18 protein-coding genes are annotated in these 18452 nt (G+C 32.1%); 10 read left to right on the top strand and 8 right to left on the bottom strand.

From position 1 onward, the window contains the following. The first annotated feature begins 5 nt into the window (after positions 1-5). The 5 genes from ACFQ0S_RS04970 (at position 6) to ACFQ0S_RS04950 (ending at position 2559) form a co-directional block, all read left to right on the top strand. Positions 6-356 carry a cytochrome C oxidase subunit IV family protein gene (locus ACFQ0S_RS04970; protein WP_379754718.1) on the top strand — a complete coding sequence of 117 codons (351 nt, stop codon included), beginning with the start codon at positions 6-8 and terminating at the stop codon, positions 354-356. A gap of 72 nt (positions 357-428) precedes the next feature. Beyond that, on the top strand, positions 429-1067 hold the full coding sequence (locus tag ACFQ0S_RS04965) for a hypothetical protein (RefSeq protein WP_379754715.1): 639 nt from the start codon (positions 429-431) through the stop codon (positions 1065-1067). 4 nt (positions 1068-1071) lie between these two features. Continuing rightward, the gene (locus ACFQ0S_RS04960) at positions 1072-1758 is read left to right on the top strand and encodes an SCO family protein (RefSeq protein ID WP_379754713.1); all 687 of its coding nucleotides are present in this window, start codon (positions 1072-1074) and stop codon (positions 1756-1758) included. Next, entirely contained in the window at positions 1758-2300 is a 543-nt protein-coding gene (locus ACFQ0S_RS04955; protein WP_379754710.1) for a DUF420 domain-containing protein, read from the top strand. Before ACFQ0S_RS04960 ends, ACFQ0S_RS04955 begins: the two co-directional genes overlap by 1 nt. Next, on the top strand, positions 2290-2559 hold the full coding sequence (locus ACFQ0S_RS04950) for a hypothetical protein (RefSeq protein WP_379754707.1): 270 nt from the start codon (positions 2290-2292) through the stop codon (positions 2557-2559). The genes ACFQ0S_RS04955 and ACFQ0S_RS04950 overlap by 11 nt, the downstream gene beginning before the upstream one ends. Here ACFQ0S_RS04950 and ACFQ0S_RS04945 read toward each other — a convergent pair whose 3' ends face one another. After that, positions 2560-3954 (bottom strand): DUF4403 family protein, encoded by a 1395-nt coding sequence (locus tag ACFQ0S_RS04945; protein ID WP_379754704.1) that lies wholly within the window; start codon positions 3952-3954, stop codon positions 2560-2562. It abuts the gene before it with no gap. A 179-nt stretch (positions 3955-4133) separates the two neighbouring features. On the opposite strand from ACFQ0S_RS04945, the gene ACFQ0S_RS04940 reads away from it, so the two are divergent. Genes ACFQ0S_RS04940 through tsaB form a run of 3 tightly spaced genes read left to right on the top strand, consistent with a single transcriptional unit; the run spans position 4134 to position 7548 of the window. Further along, positions 4134-5573 (top strand): TolC family protein, encoded by a 1440-nt coding sequence (locus ACFQ0S_RS04940; RefSeq protein WP_379754701.1) that lies wholly within the window; start codon positions 4134-4136, stop codon positions 5571-5573. Positions 5574-5575: 2 nt separating this feature from the next. Then, a complete protein-coding gene (locus tag ACFQ0S_RS04935; protein WP_379754698.1) occupies positions 5576-6880 on the top strand; it encodes an efflux RND transporter periplasmic adaptor subunit in 1305 nt (434 codons plus the stop codon). Further along, positions 6880-7548 carry a tRNA (adenosine(37)-N6)-threonylcarbamoyltransferase complex dimerization subunit type 1 TsaB gene (tsaB, locus tag ACFQ0S_RS04930; protein ID WP_379754695.1) on the top strand — a complete coding sequence of 223 codons (669 nt, stop codon included), beginning with the start codon at positions 6880-6882 and terminating at the stop codon, positions 7546-7548. The genes ACFQ0S_RS04935 and tsaB overlap by 1 nt, the downstream gene beginning before the upstream one ends. A gap of 107 nt (positions 7549-7655) precedes the next feature. On the opposite strand, the gene ACFQ0S_RS04925 is transcribed toward tsaB, so the two are convergent. The 5 genes from ACFQ0S_RS04925 to ACFQ0S_RS04905 form a co-directional block, all read right to left on the bottom strand. Next, a complete protein-coding gene (locus ACFQ0S_RS04925) occupies positions 7656-10529 on the bottom strand; it encodes a SusF/SusE family outer membrane protein (RefSeq protein ID WP_379754692.1) in 2874 nt (957 codons plus the stop codon). A 330-nt stretch (positions 10530-10859) separates the two neighbouring features. Further along, complete coding sequence (locus ACFQ0S_RS04920) at positions 10860-11657, bottom strand: mechanosensitive ion channel family protein (protein ID WP_379754689.1); 798 nt, start codon at positions 11655-11657, stop codon at positions 10860-10862. A gap of 76 nt (positions 11658-11733) precedes the next feature. Further along, a complete protein-coding gene (locus tag ACFQ0S_RS04915; protein WP_379754683.1) occupies positions 11734-12198 on the bottom strand; it encodes a hypothetical protein in 465 nt (154 codons plus the stop codon). Between the two features lie 51 nt (positions 12199-12249). Next, positions 12250-14274, bottom strand: a complete 2025-nt coding sequence (locus ACFQ0S_RS04910) for a thioredoxin domain-containing protein (protein ID WP_379754680.1) — start codon at positions 14272-14274, stop codon at positions 12250-12252. A gap of 44 nt (positions 14275-14318) precedes the next feature. After that, entirely contained in the window at positions 14319-15245 is a 927-nt protein-coding gene (locus ACFQ0S_RS04905; protein WP_379754677.1) for a NifU family protein, read from the bottom strand. A gap of 280 nt (positions 15246-15525) precedes the next feature. Between ACFQ0S_RS04905 and ACFQ0S_RS04900 the strand changes: the two genes are divergently transcribed. Together ACFQ0S_RS04900 and ACFQ0S_RS04895 are read left to right on the top strand one after the other, a co-directional pair. Further along, positions 15526-16515 carry a PorP/SprF family type IX secretion system membrane protein gene (locus ACFQ0S_RS04900; RefSeq protein WP_379754674.1) on the top strand — a complete coding sequence of 330 codons (990 nt, stop codon included), beginning with the start codon at positions 15526-15528 and terminating at the stop codon, positions 16513-16515. Between the two features lie 48 nt (positions 16516-16563). Continuing rightward, entirely contained in the window at positions 16564-17076 is a 513-nt protein-coding gene (locus tag ACFQ0S_RS04895) for a gamma carbonic anhydrase family protein (RefSeq protein ID WP_379754671.1), read from the top strand. A 9-nt stretch (positions 17077-17085) separates the two neighbouring features. Here the strand turns inward: ACFQ0S_RS04895 and murI are convergent, their stop codons facing one another. Further along, positions 17086-17862, bottom strand: a complete 777-nt coding sequence (murI, locus tag ACFQ0S_RS04890; RefSeq protein WP_379754668.1) for a glutamate racemase — start codon at positions 17860-17862, stop codon at positions 17086-17088. A gap of 81 nt (positions 17863-17943) precedes the next feature. Next, positions 17944-18444 carry an OmpH family outer membrane protein gene (locus ACFQ0S_RS04885; RefSeq protein WP_379754792.1) on the bottom strand — a complete coding sequence of 167 codons (501 nt, stop codon included), beginning with the start codon at positions 18442-18444 and terminating at the stop codon, positions 17944-17946. Positions 18445-18452: the final 8 nt, after the last annotated feature.

Below are 18452 nucleotides of genomic sequence, written 5' to 3'. Positions count from 1 at the left end.
TTATTATGTCTCACGCACACGAATCAAACCTTGGAAGAATTTGGAAAGTTTTTGGAATTCTTTCAGTAATAACAATAGTAGAGGTTATTTTTGGAATTTTAAAACCAGAATCTTTACACATGAATACTTTTTTAAGTATGAATTTGCTAAACTGGTTATTTATAATTCTTACACTTGTTAAAGCGTATTATATTGTTTGGGCATTTATGCACATGGAAGGGGAGAAAAGCAGTTTAAGATGGATTGTTGTTAGTCCAATTATTTTTTTAGTTGCTTATTTGCTTTTTATTCTTTTAGTAGAAGCTGATTATATTTTTGAGATTTTCAAAAATTCTACAATTAAATGGAATTTTTAACAAGATATTAATTCAATAAAAGGTACGCTTTGCGTGCCTTTTTTTATTTTTGTACTAAATTATTTATTTATCGTGAAAAAAAATATAGTTCTTTTTGTCCTTTTTATTTTTCCCATATTTGCATATCTATTTTTTGCAACAGGAGTAAATAGTTTTATGACTTTGCCAACAGTAACGAAAGCTATTCCAGATGTAGCGCAATGGAAATCATTAAACGGTGAACCAGTAACATTAAACAACAGAATTACTGTTTTGGGATTTACAGGAGAAAATATATTGCGTAACAAAGGCAATTGTTTTAACCTCAATCAAAAAATATATAATAAAAATAGAGAATTTAAAGATTTTCAATTTGTTATGATTGCTCCTGAAGGAACACAAGATGATGCAAAGCAAATTCTTAAAGGACTAAGCGAATTAACAGACGTATCGAGATGGATTTTTGTTTTTGCTCCTACTAATGAAATTCAAGAATATTATAATTCATTAAAATTAAAAGGGAAATTAAATGCTGATTTTGGCACTTCATATGTGTATATCGTTGACAAGAAAAGAAATTTAAGAGGCAGAAAAGACAAAGACGAATACAAAGAAGGATACGACACTTTCTCTCCATCTGATTTGTATAATGAAATGACAGATGATGTGAAAGTGATATTGGCAGAATACCGTTTGGCTCTTAAAAGGAATAACGCAAAAAGACAAATTTAAAGTAATGTTCAAAAATAAATCGTACATAGGAATTTCGTTTATTATTCTTGTTTTTGGAATTTATGCGATACCTAAAATAGTTTCAAGAATTCAATCCAATTCTGTTGTTAAAGGAGATCGACTAGATAAGGTAATCAATAAAGGAACTGCTGATCAAAGTTTAGTAAAAATTGGACCAGCACCAGAGTTTAAATTAACCAATCAAGATAATAAGACAATTACGAATGCTAATTATAATGGAAAAGTGTATGTGCTTGAATTTTTCTTTTCGAAATGCCCTTCTATTTGTCCTAAAATGAATAAAAATTTAGTTACGATTCAAAATAAATTTTTTGGAAATCCAAATTTCGGAATAGCTTCAATTACTATCGATCCTCAAAATGACACCCCTCAAGTTTTAAAAGAGCATGCAGATTTATTAGGTGCAAAATCATCCAATTGGCATTTTTTAACTGGTGATAAAAAGTATATTTATGAACTTGCCAATAAAGGATTTAATTTATATGCAGGCGAAAATAGTAAAGTTAGTGGAGGTTTCGAGCATTCTGGATTTTTTGCGTTAATCGATAAACAAGGAAATATTAGATGCAGAAAAGACGAATACGGAAATCCTACTTTATATTATGAAGGATTAGAAGCAAAAGGAGTTCAAACAATACAACAAGATATAGCCATTTTACTAAGAGAATAATGAAAACACAATCAGTCGAAAAAAAGTACAATACATTTATAGTAATTGTTTCAATAGTAATACCAGTGGTGGTGGCAATTTTATTTGGAGTAAAGTTGAAAGATTTTGGTTATGATGTTGAGCCATTATCTTTTTTACCTCCAATTTATGCTACAACAAACGGAATAACTGCTTTGGTATTAATAGCAGCCGTAATTGCTATTAAAAACGGTAAAAGAAAGTTGCATGAAACATTAATGAAAATAGCCATAGGATTGTCGGTGCTGTTTTTAGTGATGTATGTAGCCTATCATATGACGGCAGATTCAACTCCTTTTGGTGGAGAAGGAATAATTCGATATGTATATTTCTTTTTATTAATTTCTCATATTATTTTATCAATAATTATTATACCTTTAGTATTAATTACTTATGTAAGGGCATTGGCGCAACGTTTCGATGCACATAAAAAAATCGCTAAAATCACTTTCCCTATTTGGCTTTATGTAGCTGTTACTGGTGTTATTGTATATTTGATGATTGCACCTTATTATGTGTACTAAAGTAAGAAATGAGGAGTTAGAAGATAGAAGTAAAAAAAGGAAAATAGTTTTTTTTGCTTTTTTGCTATTCTCTGTTTTTTATTCTTTTACAACAAATGCACAGTGTGCCATGTGTCGCGCCGCAATTGAAAGTGAAGGTGATACTGCAAAAGCACAAGCCGTAAACGATGGAATTGTGTACCTAATGGCAATACCATATTTACTTGTTGCTGCAATTGGTTATGCAGTCTATAGATTGTATTCAAAAAAGAAAGTATAGTTAAATACCATCAACGGTAATCGTTACATCGCCATTTACTTTCACAAAAGCAATAATAGCTTTGTTGGTTAATTGAATTTTTTGAAACTGAATGTCGTCAACTGTTCCGTTTACAAAAACTCCTGGCATTGGCGAATAATTTTTTAAATATTTAAGAATATTTTGCTTGCCTTCCTCTAGATTAGGTTTTATGGAATACCTGCAACTTTCACGAATTTTTGCTAAAACATAACCTTGAGCAAGCCAGTTGGCAGTTCGTAACAATTTGTTTTTGGTATCTATCGCATAATCCAATTCGTCAAAATAAATTTCTTTCGACTTATCATTGTATTGAGGAAACCCAGAGAGATATATTTTTCCGTTTAAACTCCCAATCACATCTAATGCAATAATCATTTTACCTGATTTATGCCAAATAGCCACATTTTGAACCGTTATTTTTTTGTTCCCAGTTCCAAATGTTTGTCCCGAAAAATTTTTAGTCATTATTTTCGAAGCTTCTTCATAGCCAGAAACAGCAACAATATTTGCAGAAACACGCTGAGGCATTTTTAGAACGGGTTTTAAAACAATTTTGTCGCGATCAAATTTTGATATAGGTTTTTGTCCAATTAAAGTTTCCATATTGCACTTCAAGCCCATTTCAAACGAAATCACTTCTCTTTGCAGTTTAGCTTCTGTGGTATACAATTCTAAAGGAACTACTCGAAGCCAACTTTGATAGGCTTCACTCATTTCGAAAGGGCTACAAACTTTTTCTAAAGCATCCAAAACATTGGGTTTAAAATCAACCGATTTTTCGATGGCTTCATCAATACTTTTTTCAATTTTAGATTTAAAAAGCCGAACAGCTGGATTTATTAAATAGGTAATTGGAATTGCTTTTCCTAAAACGGTAACAGTAGGGCTCTCCTTCCAATCTAAAGATTTTAGTTCGGTATTAGTTTTTAACTTCCAATTCGTTAAGCCCACATCGCTTAATAAAGTTACATTACCGTTAAAGTTAAATTCCTTAGTGTTGTATAATGCAATTCCTAATGTATTGGTCCCAATTCTATATTTTACAAAAGCTTTTAAAGGTAAGACGGTCTTAATTTTTCCGTTTTCATTCTCAAGAGTAATAGGAGCTAATTTCCAAATCTTTACTTCATAATCGTCGTCTTCAATGGTATTGTCTTCATAAATTAAACCAGTAAGGATTTTATTGGTTTGATTGGCCACATCTTGAAGTTTAAGCTTTATAGGCAAATTAAGAAAGGAGTTAACATTGTCGTAAAGTAATGGCGAAGCATCATCAGGTTCTGGCTTTAAAGCAGCAATTTTTTGAGTTGAGGAGCAGCTTGCTAAAAAAAACAGCAGGAATAGCAAAATGAAACAAGAAATATTTTTTATCATTTTTTTAAATTTAGTGCTGTAAAATTAGTTAATCGCTTTAGATTTATTTGTAAAATAGTGTAACTTTTTAAATGGAATTGAGACTTACCTCTGTAATGTTATTGATTCTAAAAATTTGTTCTGTTTTCAGTAAATATTAAATATCTGTAGTACCTTTGCTAAGCATTCATTTCTAAAATATGAAGAAGATTATTTTTTTTGCTCTCGTTTTTATAGCTGTATTTAGTCAGGAAGTGCAGTCGCAGACTAAAAAATGGACTATTGAAGAATGTGTAAATTATGCTTTAGAAAAAAACATATCCATAAAACAATCCCAATTAGATAGTCAACTAGCAACAATAGATAAGAATGAAGCTATTGGGAATTTTTTACCAACTATTAATGCCGATGGATCTCATTCTTGGAATATTGGTTTGAACCAAAATATAACTACTGGTCTTTTAGAAAATCAAACCACTCAGTTTACATCTTTAGGACTTACTGCAGGTGTTGATATCTACAAAGGATTGCAAAACCAAAATCGACTTAGAAGATCAAATTTAGGAATGCTTGCTGCTCAGTATAATTTGAGTAAAATGAAAGATGATGTTTCATTAAATGTAGCTAACGCTTTTTTGCAAATTCTTTTTGCTAAAGAAAACATTAAAGTACAAAACCAACAGCTCGAGAACAGCGAAGGACAATTGAGACGAACTGAAGAGTTAGTAAATGCAGGGTCTGTGCCAAGAGGCGATTTATTAGACATAAAAGCAACAGTGGCTTCAAATAAACAAAGAGTTATTGCGGCCGAAAATACGTTTTTAATTTCAAAATTAAGCTTAGCCCAACTTTTGCAATTGGATGATTTTAAAAATTTTGAAATTGCCGATTCCGATTATCCTGTTTCAGAAAGCCCAACAATGATACTTTCTCCAGAGACTATTTTTCAAAAAGCGAAAGAAAGTAGAGTTGAAGTTAAAATTGCACGAACAAATTTAGAGTTAGCTGAAAGAGATTTAAAAATTGCCAAAGGAGCTTTTCAGCCTAGTCTTCAAGGTTTTTATAGATTTAACACTAGGATAGGGTATGCAGATAGAATTACAGGATTTGAACCCGATATTGCTAATCCTACTTCAGTAATTGGTTTCGTAGAAGGTTCAAATGTAAATGTATTACAACCAAATCGCTCTTTAGTTTTAGGAAAACCATTGCCTTTTTTCGATCAATTTTCAGAAAACAAAGGGCATAATTTTGGTTTTCAATTGAACGTTCCTATACTAAATGGTTTTTCGGTAAAAAACAGTGTAGCACGTTCAAAAGTTAGTTTAGAAAGAAGTAAGCTAGCACTGAGTCAATCAGAATTGGATTTAGAGAGAAATGTTTATACCGCTTTTACAGATGCTAAAGGAGCTTTAAATTCCTATGAATCGGCTGTTTCAGCACTAGAGGCAAGACAAGAATCATTTAATTATGCCAAAGAGCGCTATGCAGTTGGGTTGATGAACGTATTCGATTTAGATCAAGCTCAGACCTTATTTTCCAACGCACAATCTGAAGTAATAAGAACCAAATACGATTATATTTTTAAAGTAAAAGTGTTAGAGTTTTACTTTGGTATTCCAATCATTCAAAAACAATAATCATGTCAAAAAAATCAATTTATGTCATAATAGGTATAGCGGTTGTTGTAGTCGCTGTTTTATTGGTGCTTTCTAAAAAAGGAATTATTGGCAATAAAGACAAATCGCTTGATGTTGAAGTCGCTAAAGTAAATGAAATTACAATAGTTGAAACTGTTTCGGCTACGGGTAAAATTCAACCTGAAATTGAGGTAAAGATTTCATCTGAAGTATCTGGTGAAATCATTGCTTTACCAGTAAAAGAGGGGCAAGTTGTAAAAAAAGGAGATTTATTGGTTAAAATCAATCCTGATTTATACACTTCAGGTTACAACAGAACTGTTGCGGGTTTGTCACAAACTAAAGCGGGATTAAGCCAAGCCGATGCTACTTTTAAAGAAGCTAAAGCAAATTATGATAGAAATAAAATTTTATTTGATAAAGGCATTATTTCTAAATCAGATTGGGACAGAGCTATTGCCACTTTTGAAGGCGCTAAAGCGGCTAAAGAATCGGCTTATTTTAATGTAAAAAGTGCTTCGGCTACGGTAAACGAAGCCAAGGATAATCTAGGACGAACCACTATTTATGCTCCAGCAGACGGAACTATTTCGATGCTAAATGTAGAATTAGGAGAACGAGTTTTAGGCACACAGCAAATGACAGGAACTGAAATTTTAAGAGTGGCCAACCTTAATAATATGGAAGTTGAAGTTGATGTAAACGAAAATGATATTGTAAAAATAAATGTGGGCGATTCTGCTCGTGTGCAAGTAGACGCCTATTTAAAGAAAAATTTTAAAGGAATTGTTACAAGTATTTCTAACTCGGCAAGTTCAGCTCTTACAGCCAATCAAGTCACCAATTTTAAAGTTAAAGTGCGAATTGTAAAAGAATCCTATCAAGACTTATTAGCAGGAAAACCTACATCGTATTCTCCATTTAGACCGGGTATGACCGCTACTGTTGATATTATTACAGAAAGAAAAGAAAAAGTGGTAGGTATACCTATAAGTTCAATTGTTGTAAAGACAGATACAGCTGCTGTTAAGACATTTTCTGTTGACGACCCAGCTGCTCAGGAAAGCGAAGTGAAACAAAAAAATATCAAAAAATTAGAATGTGTTTTTCTTAAAGTTGGTGAAAAAGCTAAAATTAGAATAATTAAAACAGGAATTCAAGACGATACTAATATTGAAGTAACAGATGGTTTAAAACCTGGTGATGTCGTAATAGTTGGACCATACAATACCGTATCGAAAGAGTTGAATTCTGGTGATAAAGTAAAAATAGCGGCGGCTAATGATAAAAAAGTAGATAAAGAATAATGACTTATATTCTTAATATAGAAACCGCTACCAAAAATTGTTCGGTAGCCATTTCAAAAGACGGAAAAACAATTCTCTGTAAAGAAATGGCTGAGGAGGGGTATTCTCACGCTGAAAAATTGCATGTTTTTATAAATGAAATACTAAGTGAAATAGAAATTTCTTGTAAAGATTTGTCAGCAGTCGCAGTGAGTCAAGGCCCTGGATCTTATACAGGATTACGAATAGGAGTTTCTGCGGCTAAAGGACTTTGTTTCGCTCTCGATATTCCGTTAATTGCAATTGATACGCTTGAAGTTTTAGCTTCGCAAATAAAAGTTACTAATGGAATTATAATTCCTATGATAGATGCACGAAGAATGGAAGTGTACAGTGCCATTTTTGATTCTAAGTTAAATAAAATAAGAGAAGTTAGAGCAGAAATAATTGAAGAGGACTCATTTTCAACATTCGATTTGCCAATTTATTTTGTTGGTGATTGTGCTTCAAAATGCAAAACCGTTTTAACTAAAGAAAATTTTATTTTTTTAGAAGATAAAATTTATCCATCTGCTAAAGAGATGTGTGCTTTGAGTTATGAAAAGTTTAGAAATAACGACACAGTAGATGTTGCTTATTTTGAACCGTATTATTTGAAGGATTTTGTAGGGACTTTTTCTAAGAAATAACTGTTCCAAAAGGCTGTTTGATTCTTTTGAATTGCATTTTGGTTATTGTAAAAGAAAAAAGCCGTCCCAGTTATTGGGACGGCTTCTATTATTAAAATTTTTTAATCTTATCGTTTAATCATTCGAACCGATTTTACTTTATTGCCTTGAGATACAACTACATTGTATACTCCAGCTGGGTAATTGCGACCTACTTCTAGACCACTTAGTTCTGATACTGAAGCCTTACGAACATCTAGTTGACGACCTATCATATCGTATACTTTCATCTCTACTTGAGCGTCGCTTGAACTCTCGATGTCTAAACTAAAGTGCGTTGCAAAAGGATTAGGAAATGCTTTAACGTTAAAGATACTAGAAGTATTTGTGTCTGACATTCTAAAACTTGGAATAGTTAATTGACATGTTGGTCCCCAATTATTTAAGAATACACCATTGTACTTAACATCTACTTGAACAGTATATACTTTACCTGTTCCTATCATGCCACCAGTTACAGTTGATGCAGCAAAATAAATATTTGGCGATTCTATTTCTGCTATTGTTGTTCCATCAGAAATTCTAAATTTATACGCTTCTGCATAAAACACAGTTCGAGCCATAACTACAAATTTTGTAGTTGTGTTTATATTACAATGTTGGAATACTAAAGAGGTTTGTGGCACACTTGGTGTGGTTATGGTACAGGTTTCTGTTGGTTCAATCCAAATACCTCCACTAAACGCTCTTACACTAACAGTATACTGTGTATTGTATCTTAAATTAGGAAAAGTAGTAAGATTAATAGCGATAGATGTAGAAGTCCTTGCTTGATTATACCCTCCTGGACCTGTAAGTCTAAACTCATAATTTGTAGCCAAATGAACAGGGTCGCACTGAATGTTAGTGTTCATGCTTGCTACTGTTTGGTTACAAAACCAAGGTGATCTTAACTTAGTAGGCAATGCTGCTGGCTCGTTTGGTGTACGTGCTGTACAGCTAGGGCCATAAGCACCCCAATCACCGTTTATATAAATTGCAGCACGAATAATATAATTTTTAGCCCAATTGAATCCGCGGTTGGTAGGATGATCAAAAGTAAATGCTGCTGGGTTAAAAGTAAAATTACCGCTTGTAACAACAGTAACAACATTAGCTTCATCAGTTACTTGGAAGCGATATTGTGTAGCTCCTGCAATTGGTTGACATTGAATAATTTCATTAAGGAAACGAAGTGTTCTTCCACATTGTCTAATTTGTGTTTCTCTAATATCTCTTATAGTATATGCACCAGTAGAAATATTAAGTGTAATATTGTAAACAGAACTATTTGGAATTGGAATATCATTTCCTCCAATACTATTATTACCTGAAGGATAATTACCTCCCCAACTAGTAGCCCAGTCATTACCCATTCTGAATTTCAGAGCACCAGATACTAAAGAAACACCATTAATATTATAGTTAACCCCATTAGTAGTTGTCATAGGTGTGTCTGTATCCCATCCACCCGGAGTAGAGTTTCCAATTATGCTTATAGTATGATAACCTACTAGATTTGTATCTACAAAAGTATATTTACCTGTTACACGATTAAAAGTAATGTTATATACAGAAGCTTTATAAACTTTAATATTATCACCATTTGAAACGCCTGTGGCAGTTGGGAAAGCATTTCCTCCCCAGTTTTTTACCCCCCAATCATTACCTTGACGGAATTTTAATTCAGCTCGAGATAATGATACTCCATTTAAAGTATAGTTTACCCCATCTGTTGTTGACATATTTGTGTCTGCTCCCCATCCTCCCGGAGTTGCATCTCCGATGATACTAATTGTTACATAAGTAAAAGCGTAAGCACCTGTATTTTTGTTGAAAGTTACATTGAAAGCCTTTCCTGGAACAGGAATAGAAGTCGTGATATAAGTTGCTGAAGTTCCAGAAGGAAAAGCAGAACCACCCCAAACAAAATCATTGGCATTTGCTTGACGGAATTTATACATCCCAGGAAGAATATTTACATTGCTTTTAGAGTAGGTTACTCCATCACCAGTAAACAAATCTGTATCGACACCGTTAGAAGTCAAACTGATGGTAGGATAACCTGAGTTAAAAGAATAAACTCCTGTAATTCTGTTAAAAGCAAGTACATAACTTCCAGCTTGCACATTGATATCATTACCAGAAGAAGTTCCGTTAGGAAAACCGGTGCCTCCATAACTTACTGCCCAATTAGCATTTTTTCTAAATTTCAAAGCACCAGTAGTGAAAGCTGTCAAGCTTGTGCTGTAATTTTCACCATCTGTAGTGGTTAAATAAAAATCTTTACTTGTATCACTACCGTTGGCAGGCCAACCCAATTTAGCAGGTCCAACAATACTGATTTGTGGAAAAGTAAAAGAATAAACACCAGTATTTTTGTTAAATCTGATGTCGTAAGTTCCAGGAATAACACTAATTGCATTTCCATCTAATGTTGCAGTTCCTGATGGAAAAGCTGAATCACCCCAAGTGTTAGTAGCAACTAAGTCCTCTTGAAATTGTATGCCTCCCAAACTAAGATCGGCGTCTAAAAAAATGTAGTTAATTCCATCAGTTGTCGACATAACGGCAGCTGCATTTCCGTTTGCAGTACCTTTAACATAAATGTCGGAAAAACCTTGTGCTACAGCTGTAAAAGAATAAGCTTTTGTAGTCAAGTTAAACGTAACATCATAAACACCTGCAGTAACAATTATATTGCTACCACCAGGAACACCAGTTCCTGATAAAAAAGTATTACCTCCCCAATTGTTAGTCCAAGCGCCATCTTGACGAAATTTGAGTCCTCCATTAATTAAGGTAACATTTGATAAGGTATACGTTACATTATCAGAGGTGGTCATGTTGGTGTCAGCAGCCCAGTCACCAGGTGTAGCATCTCCAATTATAGAGATGGTTTGCGCGTTGCTGTTGAATGCAAATGCAAAAAAAGCAATCAACAATAAAATTTGTTTTTTCATAATTTATAAATATTTTGGTTAATTGTTTGATAAAAATATATATAATTATGATAAAAAAAACACATTTTTTAAATATTACACAACTATAACGTTATCGTGTTGAAAAGTTTTTTATTGTGTTTTTTGAAAAGAACAGTTATTCTTTGTTGTATTAACTGATAAACTTATTTAAAAATAGTGATAATTTAGAAATAAAACTAATGATAGCATCCGTTAAGGAATTAATAAGTTTATTTTAATCTAAATAGAAAATAGATTAAAAATTCAACGTAAATGTGTAGTATGTTAATTAGAGAAACATTTTATTTTTTAAATGTAACTTTAAAAAGGCTAAAAATTAATATTCTCTAAATCTAAAGCTGCCTTTGAATCTTCTAATATTTCTGAGCTAACTTCTAAAAAATCTTGATTCTTAGTCCAAACCCGAATTGCGATTTTAATTCCAGTATCTGTTATTTCTTTTACTGAAACCGAAGGTTTGGGGGTTTTTAAAATTTTTGAATTTTTATTTAATGTATTATAAATAATGTCTTTCGCTTTTTTTATATCAGTATCATAAGAAACTCCAATTGTTAAATCAGTTCGTCGGTTTTCTTTTTTAGAATAGTTGATTATATTTCCGTTAGATAATGTACCGTTTGGAACAAAAACCACTTGGTTGTTTACTGTTAATAATTGAGTTACAAAAATTTGAATATCAATAACAGTCCCCGAAGTGCCCTGTGCTTCAATAAAATCACCTAGTTTAAATGGTTTAAACAATATAATAAGCATACCTCCCGCAAAATTGGAGAGCGAACCTTGCAGCGACAAACCAACAGCTAATCCTGCAGCTCCAAGAATAGCGACAAAAGAAGACGATTCTATACCTAATTTCGAAATAACAGCAATAAAAAGAACGATTCGCAATCCCCAAAATATAATATCAGATAAGAACTCAATGAGTGTTGGCTCTATTTCTCTTTTTACCATTATTTTTCTAGAAACAGTATTGATGATTTTTATTACCCAAATTCCAATAACTAATAGTAAGATGGCTGCAATTAGTTTTGGTGAGTAATCGATTAAAACTTTTACAAACGAACTTGTATATTGATCGATAAAATTAATGTCTACTAGTAATTTCATTTTAAAATTTAAAAAAAACCTTCTCTAATAGGAGAAGGTTCGTTATTTTGAGCTACAAAAATAGTATTTTTTCTATTTATTCAGCGTCTTTTTTTGATTCCTGAGTTGAGTTATTTACTAACTCATCTATTTTCTCTTTAGCTACAGCAATGCCTTCCTCTGCCTTTACTTTTGCTTCGTTAGCGAAGACTTCTGCTTTTTCAATTATTGGAGCAGTATTTTCTTTTATAGAAGTTACAATATCCCCTATTACAACTCCAGCTTTTTCAGAATATTCAGTCGCTTTAACTTTAGCTTCTTCTGTATAGGATTCCGCTTTTTCAATCATCGGAGCAGTATTTTCTTTTACAGAACTCACAACATCTTCTAAAACGACACTCGCTTTCTCTGAAAATTCGCTAAATTTCTCTATCGCTTCTTCAGCAAGTGCTTCCGCTTTTTCTAATAAAGGTGATGCATTTTCTTTTGCGGTTTCTGCTAAACTTTCGGCACTTTCTTTAGCTGAACCAAATAAATTTTTAATAAAAGTTCCTATTCCCATAACCGTTAAATGAATTGATTAATTGTCAAATTTACAATAAAAAGCGATTGTTTAATTATTGAATTTCAATTCTTTACTAACTTCTTCAAAATTATTTTTTGGCACAATACACGTTTTATTCTGACAAACATAAAAAAGGGTTTCGTCTTTTTTAAATCGGTCTTTTAAAAACGGAAGATTGGACTCTGTTTCAGAACCAGCTAAAATGATATTAGGCAAGTACATTTCGTTCAATATTGAATTGTATTTTAATGCGTCTTGTCCACAAATTGCTAGTTCTTTGTTTTGCTCTCCGAAATTTAAAAATGTTAAAAGCCAATTCGAATAAGCCGAAGGATAGTCTATATTCGCAATACTATTTTGTAACATTAAACGTGCTATTTTTTCATAGTAGGCATTGTGAAAATAGATACTCAAATACAATAAATTATTTGCCATTACCGAGTTTGATGCTGGAATAACATTGTCTTCAGTTTCATAATGTTTGGCAATTAGGGCTTCATCTAAATTAGAACTAAAGGTAAAGAAACCACTATTTTCATCAAAAAAGTGTTCTAAACAATAATCCGTTAATTGTTTGGAATGGCGCAACCATTTTTCGTCAAAAGTAACTTCATATAAACCTATAAAAGCATCTATAACAAAGCAATAATCTTCTAAATATCCATTTATGGTACTTATGCCATTTTTGTAATTGTGAAATAAATTCCCATCAGATGACCAAAGATTTTTAATAATGAAATTGGCATTATTTAGTGCGGTTGTTAAATTATTTTCATCTTTAAAAGCTTTAAAGGCATCGACAAATCCTTTTAGCATAATGCCATTCCAAGAAGTAAGACATTTGTCGTCTAATCGAGGTTTACTTCTTTTTTCTCTTTCTAAGAATAAAATAGTTTCCCAAGATTTCTTTTTAGATGCTAATTCTGATTCTTTTATTTGGTGTATAGCTGCAATTTCTTCTAAGGATTTATTTTGAATGAGTACATAGTTTTCATGTTCCCAAAATCCGAAATCATTAATATTAAAAACTTCTGAAAATAATTCGAAATCCTCTTTAAGTAGTTCTTGCAATGTAACTTTTTGCCAAACATAAAAAGCGCCTTCTTCTAAATGTTGCTTTTCATTGAGACTATCGGCATCAAGTGCACAATAAAAACCACCCTCTTTATTGGTTAATTCTCTAGAGATAAATTGAAGTGTTTTTTCTACAACTTCTTTAAACAAAGGATTTTTAGTTAGTTTATACCCATTGGAATAAAGAGAAACCAGCTGGCCATTGTCATACAACATTTTTTCAAAGTGCGGGACATGCCATTTCATGTCAACTGAGTAGCGTGAAAAACCTCCATCAATGGTGTCAAAAAGTCCTCCGTAAGCCATTTTGGTTAAGGTAAGATTTACAAAATCTAACAATTCAGTATCATTGGTTTGAAAACCATATCGCAACAGAAAATTGTAATTGTTAGGCATCATGAATTTTGGAGCTCGTGCCATACCTCCAAATTCTAAATCGAAGCTCTTTTTCCATTTTTCTACTAAAGGAACAATTACATTTTGCGCTAAAATTGTATTTGTTGTAGGCTTTTTAATGATGCTAATAGCTTCAATGCCTTTATGTAATTTTTCGGCATATTCTATCATTTTTTCAGGATTGGTTTTGTACAATTCTTGTAGTTGTTCCAAAACATTTATCCATTCTTCTTTTCTAAAATAAGTGCCTCCATAAACTGGTCTCCCATCAGGTAAAGCAATAATGTTTAATGGCCAACCGCCATGACCTGTCATAATTTGAACGGCTTTCATATAAACCGCATCTACATTTTGATGTTCTTCGCGATCTACTTTTATATTTATGAAATGAGCATTCATAGTTTTGGCAACTAAATCATCTTCAAAGCTTTCGTGTTCCATGACATGACACCAATGACAAGCAGAATATCCAATACTAATAATGATTAGTTGGTTTTTTTCTTTGGCTTCAGATAACGAATTAGTGTTCCATGCTTTCCAGTTTACAGGATTATCAGCATGTTGTAATAAATAAGGGCTTGTTTCTTGCGCCAATTCATTCATAAAACATTCAGTTTTTAAATTTTGAGGATAGTTTTAGAAGAATATTATCCGTTCAATGCTTCGACAATAATGTCTTTATCATTAAGCATGTCTTTCAGCATATTTTCGATACCACTTTTTAAGGTAAATGTAGAAGATGGGCATCCGTTACAGGCACCTTGAAGAACTACTTTTACTCTTTTTTCTTTTTCGTCGTACGAATCAAAAAGAATATTTCCGCCATCGGCAGCTACAGCTGGTTTAACATATTCTTCTAAAATATTTATGATTTGTTGTGATGTAGTATCGAGGGTATCAAAATTTTCTATCTTTTGTTTCTCTATTTTTGGACTTAAGTCAACAAGGCTTTCATCAAGAACCGTCCCTCCGTTTTCAATAAATTCCTTTATAAATGATCGCAGCTCTAAAGTAATTTCTTGCCATTCGTTTACTGCATATTTGGTTACCGAAACATAATTTTCGTCTATAAAAACTTCTTTGACGTAAGGAAATTTAAATAATTCTTTAGCTAAAGGCGATGCAGAAGTTTCATCAATGTTTTTAAACTCGACAGCTGTTTTTGTTAGCATTCTACTCACAACAAATTTTAAAACTGAAGGGTTAGGAGTCGATTCGCCATAAACGGTTGCGGGCTGTTTCTTAGGTTTGTTTTCATCAACGGTAATAATAATTCCACCATCATTTACAAAACTGGCGATTTGCTCAGCGACAGCATCTTGTACATCTTCCCATTCTACAATACTAAACTTTTCAATAGCAATAAAGTTTCCTGAAATGTAAACTGTTTTTACAAATGGCAGATAAAATAACTTTTGAGCCAATGGGGAATTTTTCGCTTCATCGATGTTTTTAAATTCAAAACTTTGCTTCGCCAGTTCGCCAAGGCTCAGGTCATTTTGAGTTATGAAATCGGGGAATTCAAATTTTAGTATAGCTGGATTTTGGGTTTCTTTAATAGCTAATTGTATCATATTTTATATTTTTTACAAATTTAACAAAGTTATAATGAGTGATTAATTATATTTGAACAATTAAACAATAAATTAACGTTTGTTTTTACTGTTTTTTGTTTTAATTTTTTCTGAATTTAATTTATTATCAAAAAACAGGAAGTTTAGTGAATAAATTTTAATTATTGATTTATAAATCATCAAAAATTTATATATTTGGGCGCAACTAATAAAGGTGATTTTCGTTTTGTCTTATAATTAGTAAATTACAAGGAATTGTATATAATTAAAAATTTAAAAAATGAGTTTTAAGAAATTAGGATTATTAGTTGTGTTTTTAGCATCACAATTTTCATTTTCTCAAGAAGGTATAGCGGTTTATTCTGATTATTTATCAGACAATTATTATTTACTGCATCCGTCAATGGCTGGTGCTGCAAGTTGCGCTAAATTAAGAGCAACCGGAAGACAACAGTGGTTTGGTCAAGAAGATGCACCGTCACTTCAAACGTTAAGTTTTAATGGAAGAATTGGAGAACAATCTGGAGCTGGAGCTATTTTTTATAATGATAAAAATGGATACCACTCACAAACTGGAATAAAATTGACCTATGCGCATCATATCATGTTTTCTAGAGATTATGTCGATTTGAACCAACTTTCGTTTGGAGTTAATGTGGGTTTAACCCAAAGTAGATTAGATGAAGGTGAATTTAGAGAATTTGATCCTATTGTAGGTAATGGTATGATTCAGAAAGACTCTTATTTTAACGTTGATATAGGTGCTTCTTATAATTTTTTAGATTTCTATGCTCATGCAACGGTTAAAAACGCTATTGAAACTAGAAGAGAGCTTTATAGTGATTTTGAAAGTGATAATCTTAGAAAAATAATTTTGAATTTGGGTTATACTTTTGGAGAAGAGGACGGCTTGTTATGGGAGCCATCGATGATGTTTCAAAGCATCAGCCAAACCAAAGAAAGTTCTTTTGACTTAAACATGAAAGTGTACAAACAACTAGAAATAGGAAGACTTTGGGGTGCTTTATCGTATAGAAGAAGCTTAGACGGTGCTCAATATAATGCCGGTGGTGGGGTTAGAACGCAAAAATTGCAGTATATTACTCCCATAATCGGTGTAAATTATAATAATTTTATGTTTTCATATACTTATTCTTATTTAGCTGGAGAAGTAAAATTTGATAATCCCGGTTTTCATCAAATTACTTTAGGAATAGATTTATTTTGTAGTCCTGAGAAATACCACTGTAATTGTCCGGCAATTAATTAAATATTTTATAAAATGTCCCGATTTATTCGGGACTATTTTTTTACCATTATGTTGATAAAATCAGTAAACGGCAAATCTCCAATAATTCCTGATGATTGTTATGTTGCAGAAAACGCCACTATTGTTGGCGAGGTTTGTTTTGGTCATTCTTGTAGTGTTTGGTTTAATGCAGTTGTAAGAGGAGATGTAAATAGTATAACTATTGGCAATAAAGTAAATATTCAAGATGGTGCTATTATTCATTGTACTTATCAAAAACATCCAACCGTAATAGGAAACAACGTTTCTATAGGACATAATGCAATAGTTCATGGTTGTACTATAAAAGACAATGTTTTAATAGGAATGAGGGTCATTGTTATGGATAATTGTGTGGTAGAAAGCAATTCAATAATTGGCGCAGGAGCTGTTGTTACTCAGAATACTATTGTTGAATCTGGAACTATTTGGGCGGGTATTCCTGCAAAAAAGGTTAAAGATATTGACCAGTCTGATTTTGCAGGTGAAATAGAAAGAATTTCCAATAATTATGTAATGTATTCAAGTTGGTTTAAAGAGTAATCAAAAACATTAAAAATCTTGTTTTATAACTTTAAATTTATTTTTTAATATTTCAGTTAGTACTTTGGGATTTGTATTGGTGTAAAAAATAGCATTGCTTTTTCCGACATCATGTTTTCCAACTTTTTCTTCAATTATTTTTTGAGTTTGTCTCGCCACTGCTTCACCCGAATCGATTATTTGTATGTGATTGGGAATTATCTTTTTTATTAAAGGAATTAAATACGGATAATGACTGCATCCTAGAACTAAATAATCAATATTTGCTTCAATCATTGGTTGTAAGTAAGAATGAAGAAGCTTTTCCATTTCAGGAGAATTGAGTTCTCCATTTTCTATTAATTCTACTAGTCCGTAACCAATTTGTTCTATGATATGGGTATCTTGATACTTTTCGACAGTTTTATTAAAAAGCTCACTACTCAAAGTGCCTTTAGTTGCTAATATCCCAATAGTTTGTGTTTTAGAATGTATTGCTGCTGGTTTTATTGCGGGTTCGATACCAATAAACGGCACTTTATATAAATCTCTTAATTCTTTTATTGCATTGGTAGTAGCGGTATTGCATGCAACTACTATAAGTTTAACGTTTTTTTCGAGAAGAAATTCAGTGTTTTTAATGCTTAATGCAATAATTTCTTCTTTAGTTTTTTTTCCGTAGGGAGCATTTTTGCTATCAGCTAGATAAATCGTGTCTTCATTAGGTAATAGTTCATGAATGGCAGACCATATAGAAGTTCCACCAATTCCTGAATCAAAAAGACCAATAGGTTGATTGTTTATCATAAATCAAATGTAAAAAAAAACTGCTCCATCTCGAAATTTCGATGGAGCAGTTTTTATATTTTATTTAAAAAGATTTTTAAATTAAAAACCTAAATCTTTTTTTACATCAGCAGTCAAGTTCGGACCATCTGCTAAAAGTAAACCTTCAGAATTTAAAATATATTGAAATCCTTTAGCTTTTCCAACTTTTTGAATAGATGCTTTTACTTTTTCCATAATTGGTTTAACGATATCAGCTTCTTTTTGTTGTAATTCTTTTTGAGCATTGTCTCTATAATCAACGATTCTTTTTTGCATGTCTTGAACCTCTTTTGATCTAGTTTCGTTTACAGCCTCAGCAACTGTTGTAGCTTCTTGTTCGTATTTTTTTAATTTGTTTTGGTATTCTTCAACCATTCCTTTGTACTCTACATCATAGGTACCACTTAATTTTTCCAATTGTTTTTGAGCCTCAAGCATTGCAGGCATTTTTGCCATTATTTCACTTACCTCAACGTGAGCTGTTTTTGCTTGAGCATTTATTGCTTGATTACCAGTAATGAAAAGGGCTGTAGCTATTAATAAAGTTTTTATTTGTTTCATCATTTTTA

It is taken from the genome of Flavobacterium myungsuense (assembly GCF_042677265.1).
GTDB lineage: Bacteria > Bacteroidota > Bacteroidia > Flavobacteriales > Flavobacteriaceae > Flavobacterium > Flavobacterium myungsuense.
This window is presented reverse-complemented; position numbering and strand designations above follow the sequence as displayed.

Excerpts from the sequence above, each read along its gene's own strand:
- ACFQ0S_RS04920 (WP_379754689.1), bottom strand. The coding sequence starts at position 11,657 with ATGAAATTACTAGTAGACATTAATTTTATCGATCAATATACAAGTTCG.
- ACFQ0S_RS04950 (WP_379754707.1), top strand. The coding sequence starts at position 2,290 with ATGTGTACTAAAGTAAGAAATGAGGAGTTAGAAGATAGAAGTAAAAAA.
- ACFQ0S_RS04895 (WP_379754671.1), top strand. The coding sequence starts at position 16,564 with ATGTTGATAAAATCAGTAAACGGCAAATCTCCAATAATTCCTGATGAT.
- ACFQ0S_RS04910 (WP_379754680.1), bottom strand. The coding sequence starts at position 14,274 with ATGAATGAATTGGCGCAAGAAACAAGCCCTTATTTATTACAACATGCT.
- murI (WP_379754668.1), bottom strand. The coding sequence starts at position 17,862 with ATGATAAACAATCAACCTATTGGTCTTTTTGATTCAGGAATTGGTGGA.
- ACFQ0S_RS04900 (WP_379754674.1), top strand. The coding sequence starts at position 15,526 with ATGAGTTTTAAGAAATTAGGATTATTAGTTGTGTTTTTAGCATCACAA.
- ACFQ0S_RS04945 (WP_379754704.1), bottom strand. The coding sequence starts at position 3,954 with ATGATAAAAAATATTTCTTGTTTCATTTTGCTATTCCTGCTGTTTTTT.
- ACFQ0S_RS04960 (WP_379754713.1), top strand. The coding sequence starts at position 1,072 with ATGTTCAAAAATAAATCGTACATAGGAATTTCGTTTATTATTCTTGTT.
- ACFQ0S_RS04940 (WP_379754701.1), top strand. The coding sequence starts at position 4,134 with ATGAAGAAGATTATTTTTTTTGCTCTCGTTTTTATAGCTGTATTTAGT.
- ACFQ0S_RS04935 (WP_379754698.1), top strand. The coding sequence starts at position 5,576 with ATGTCAAAAAAATCAATTTATGTCATAATAGGTATAGCGGTTGTTGTA.
- ACFQ0S_RS04970 (WP_379754718.1), top strand. The coding sequence starts at position 6 with ATGTCTCACGCACACGAATCAAACCTTGGAAGAATTTGGAAAGTTTTT.
- ACFQ0S_RS04925 (WP_379754692.1), bottom strand. The coding sequence starts at position 10,529 with ATGAAAAAACAAATTTTATTGTTGATTGCTTTTTTTGCATTTGCATTC.
- ACFQ0S_RS04905 (WP_379754677.1), bottom strand. The coding sequence starts at position 15,245 with ATGATACAATTAGCTATTAAAGAAACCCAAAATCCAGCTATACTAAAA.
- tsaB (WP_379754695.1), top strand. The coding sequence starts at position 6,880 with ATGACTTATATTCTTAATATAGAAACCGCTACCAAAAATTGTTCGGTA.
- ACFQ0S_RS04955 (WP_379754710.1), top strand. The coding sequence starts at position 1,758 with ATGAAAACACAATCAGTCGAAAAAAAGTACAATACATTTATAGTAATT.
- ACFQ0S_RS04885 (WP_379754792.1), bottom strand. The coding sequence starts at position 18,444 with ATGAAACAAATAAAAACTTTATTAATAGCTACAGCCCTTTTCATTACT.
- ACFQ0S_RS04915 (WP_379754683.1), bottom strand. The coding sequence starts at position 12,198 with ATGGGAATAGGAACTTTTATTAAAAATTTATTTGGTTCAGCTAAAGAA.